Genomic DNA, 3,966 nt, shown 5'->3' with positions numbered 1-3,966 from the left:
GCGAGGGCGTCTGCGCCGAACCGGCCGTTCGCGTCGGTGACGATGCCACGGTCTGCGCTGCCACCCGTACCCCCGGCCGGGGTGGCGGGAGCCGGGCTGGAGGTGGTGCTGTCGGTGCCGCCGGTGATCGGCAAGCCGGTCGCCTTATCGATCAGCGGGTACAGAACATCGAGGTCGGTGTAGGGGGTGGTGGTGGCGGCGAGTTTCTTGGCCTTGTAGAGGCGGGGCAGGACGCGTCCCCAGCGGGAGGCGTAGAAGCGGCCGGGTTCGGTGTCGAGGAAGACCGGGTCCGGGGCGGGTCGCCGGTCGGCGAGCCGTGGGCTGAGGTGGTCGATGTCCTTCGGGGTGATCCGGTAGGCCTTGAACGGCGCCGGGTCGGTGTCGAGGTCATCCTCATCCGGCGAGGCGAGGAACCCGCAGCCTTTGTGAGGTGCGGCTTTGGGGTCCAGGTGACCCCGGCCGGAGGGGAAGAGGTGGTGCAGCTCCTCCGGGTCCGAGACGCGCATGCCGGCGCGGTTGCGGGACTGCTTCTTCATGGCGGCGGTGATGACGTCCTGGGTGGCTCGCAGGCCGCATTTGAAAGTCCGGATGCGGGCGGCGCGGCCGGTGTTCACCACGCTGTCCAGCTTGTCCATGATCGGCTGAGGGAGTTCGGCGATCTCGTCGACCACGATCAAGATGGCCGGGACCTGGGGGCTGACGGGGATCTTGTCGTCGTCGACCGAGGCCATGAGGTCTTGGTAGCCCGCCTTGCGGGCGCCGATCCCGGCGATCGCGACGTCCAGCATGATGTGGGCTTCTTCCACGGTGTCCGCTGTCCAGTCGATCACCGGCACCCTTGATTCACCGGTGACTGCCCAGGAGCGGAGCCAGGGAAGGGAGATGCCGGCGCCGGTGGTGTCGATGTGCCACACCACGCAGTCGTCGGTCTTCAGAATCGCGCCGTTGGCGACGTTGAGGGTGTTGGACTTCCCGGAGCCGACTTGCCCGACCAGCAGGGCGCAGGCGTCCAGCAGCCGCATTTCAGCGTCGGTGGCGTCGGGGTGCAGGCCCAGGACGATCGGGTCGTTGATCGTGGCCGGGGCAGTGTCGAGGGGGAAGGGCAGATCTTCTGCCATGACGTCTTTGGCGGTGACGCGGATCTGGATCTCGCCGTAGACCATGCCGTCGACGATCTGCACCCCGCCACCGCGCGGCAGCCGAAGCGCCGCCGCCAGCTTCCGATCAGCATCCGAGGGCAACTCGGGTGTGTCCTCCGGCATCTGGACGCGGACGGTGTAGCCGACGTCGCCCTTCCACGGGAGAACACCGTCGACCTTGTGACCCTCAAGCCGGAACAGGTTGGCCAATCGGGCGTGCCATTCACCGGCTTTGCCGTTGGCCCACTTCTGCAACTTGCGCTGCACCCGCTCCGACTTCCCCCTCTCCTCGGCCGTGGCCAGACCCCGGGCCAGGACCACAGCAGCGGCTGTGCCCGCGCCCCACCACCCGGCGGCACCCCAGGTCAAGGCGTTGTGGCCGGAGAGAGCTACCGCTGTCCATCCGCCGGCGGTGAGCCATGCGGTGCAGCGGGCGATGCCGTGGGCGAGCGGGCGGCGCTGGTAGAGATCCGCCCCGCCCTGGGCCAGGGCCCCGGCTCCGGCAGCGAGGAGGGCGTAGCCGGGCGGGAGCCCGGCCAGACCCCCCGCGGCGGCCAAACTGTAGGCGCCCCCGGCGGCCATCATGGCCCCTGTGGCGGGGCTGATGTCCCAGCCCCAGTCCAGGGCAGGGCCTTTGCGTGTGCTGGTCATCATGCTCCTCGCAGGTCAAGAGGGTGAAGAGGGAGCGCGTGGGGCCCGCCACGTTGGTGGCGGGCCCCACGGATGAGCGGGAGAGGCGGGGAGGTGTCAGGCGTCCCACATGGCCTCGGCCACGGTCCCGTTGCGGGGTGCTTCGTGGCGCTTGATGTCGGGGGCATGCAGACGGCGGAAGCGCGGGAACAACTCCTGCGCTGCGGAGACCGCGCGCATCAGCTGGTGTTCGACCTCGGCGACCGCTTCGGCGACCGGCTTCTCCACCGGGTACGCCTCCGCGCTCTTGACCGCCAGGAACCGGATGGCGGCGGCGATGTTCTCCAGGCCGGTGGGGAGGCCTTCGTACTCGGCGGCCACGGACGGGCCGTTCATCATGCGGGTGAGTTCGTTACGGGCGTAGGTGTGCGCGATGTCCTGGCAGGCCAGGACGAACACCGACGGGCGGCGGGCGTAGGTGCCGTCGAGGCGGCGCTCGAAGATGTTCCACATGTGCTCACCCGGCCGGGGTTCCTCATACCTTTTGAGGTCGTGTTCGTGCAGGTCCCTGAACAGGTGGGCGACCTCGGCCGCCTTGCTCTCGGCGGCGTGGACGTGGGCGAAGACCACGGCGAGCTGCTCGGCCAGGGCCTTGTCGACCGGGTACCGGTCAGCGGTGTTCAGCACGAGGTCACGTATCGCCTGCCCCACGGCGCTGATGCCCTCGGGCAGGCCCTCGTACTCGGCAGCGACCGCAAGCATGGCCGGCGGGTCGTAATGGGCGTAGGCATCGCGCGCGGCCTCAGTCGCCTGCACGAAGTGACTCATCGAACCTCCAAAACCACCCCCACCAGGGGCGGCCGTAGTCGAGGGCATGCGGTGGCCGGGGGTGGGGAACCAGATGGCGACCTGGGGTGAGACGTGCATCCAGCGCTTCCACACCCGCATCACGACCGCCGGGCCCCACTTCAAGAACCGCCCGCCCCACACCGCCCCCCGAGGGGCAATGCGGATCCATTTCAGGACCCCGCCCGCGACCGCCGCACCGGCTGCAAGGGCCATGCCGGGTACGGCTGCGGCGAGCCCTGCGGCACCGGCCGCGATGGCCGTAGCGATGCCTCGTACTGCGCGTTTGGCGCGGGCCGGGGCCCATGTGCGGAAGCGGCGCCAGAGCGCGGCGAGGACCCGGCCCCAGCGAGAGGCCCGCAACCGGCGAACCCCGGCGCGAGCAGCGCGAACAGCCGCACCAGCCTTGGTGGCGCCCATCCGGGCGGCGGCCCACAACCGGCGCGCCGCTGGAACCGCAGCCCTGGCCGCCCGGCCTGCCGCTTTGCGGGCGAGACGACCCACCGGTGCGGCGACCCGGCGGGCCCGGCCGATGGCCGCAGCCAGCCCCGCCCGCACTCGCCCACCAGCACGGCCGAGCATGCCCGCCCCACGACCTGGAGCGGGGGTGGGTTTGCCCTGACCGGCCGCACCCGGCCCACCACCGGGCCCGTTGCCGTTGCCGCCCCGGCCGAGGAACCGGCGGGCGCCGGCCGCGGCGGCCCGGCGCATCCGCGCCAGCCCCGCACCGACCGTCGAACGACCCTTGCCCTGCCCCCGGCCACTACCAGCCCCGGCCGCACCACCAGGGGACCGGCCGGACCCGGACTTACCGCCCCGGCCGAGCAGCCCCCGGCCGGTCCACGAGGAACCGCCGGCCGTTGCCACGTGGCCCCCGCCCCGACCGCGGGGCTGCTTGGAGAGCGAAGCCGGGCCACCGGAACTGCCGGTACGGGGCGTCGACACCCCGCCGCTGGAAAGACCACGACCGGCCCCCGGGCGGCGAGAACGGCCGGTCAGCCCGCCACCCTTACCGGAGCCGGTGCCGTGGCGGCCGGAGCCGAGCCCGCCCCCACGACGCCCGGAGGCGCCCAGGGAACCGAACCCGCCCCGGCCCCCCGCGCGGCGGCCCGCACCAGTCAGACCCGCCGACCGGTGACCGGTGCCCCGGTGGCCGCCCGTCCGGGCCTGGCGGGTCTTGCGTACCGCCACGGCCGCACCGGCGGCGGCAACGACCCCGGCGGCGGTGAGCGTCCCGGTCAGGCCGGCGGCCGCGTACAGGCCGGACGTGGCCACGGTGGCCGCCTCCGCACCGAACACGGTGGCGGGCAACGCTCGTACGGCACCGCGCTGTACCCGCCCCGTACCGCCC

General features: G+C 72.5%; 3 protein-coding genes. 1 reads left to right on the top strand and 2 read right to left on the bottom strand.

From position 1 onward, the window contains the following. Nucleotides 1–1,790: hypothetical protein (locus FHS38_RS34760; RefSeq protein ID WP_184740591.1), on the bottom strand; the 1,790-nt coding region annotated here is incomplete at its 3' end. Between the two features lie 96 nt (nt 1,791–1,886). Further along, on the bottom strand, nt 1,887–2,597 hold the full coding sequence (locus FHS38_RS34755) for a hypothetical protein (RefSeq protein ID WP_184740589.1): 711 nt from the start codon (nt 2,595–2,597) through the stop codon (nt 1,887–1,889). A gap of 1,044 nt (nt 2,598–3,641) precedes the next feature. On the opposite strand from FHS38_RS34755, the gene FHS38_RS34975 reads away from it, so the two are divergent. Further along, on the top strand, nt 3,642–3,966 hold a 325-nt coding region (locus tag FHS38_RS34975; RefSeq protein WP_446557156.1), incomplete at its 3' end, for a hypothetical protein.

This window comes from Streptomyces netropsis (assembly GCF_014203545.1).
GTDB lineage: Bacteria > Actinomycetota > Actinomycetes > Streptomycetales > Streptomycetaceae > Streptomyces > Streptomyces netropsis.
The sequence above is the reverse complement of the archived record's forward strand: the minus strand, read 5'-3'. Positions and strand labels throughout refer to the sequence as shown.

What these genes read in the sequence shown, in the direction of transcription:
- FHS38_RS34755 (WP_184740589.1), bottom strand. Translation starts at nt 2,597, where the DNA reads ATGAGTCACTTCGTGCAGGCGACTGAGGCCGCGCGCGATGCCTACGCC.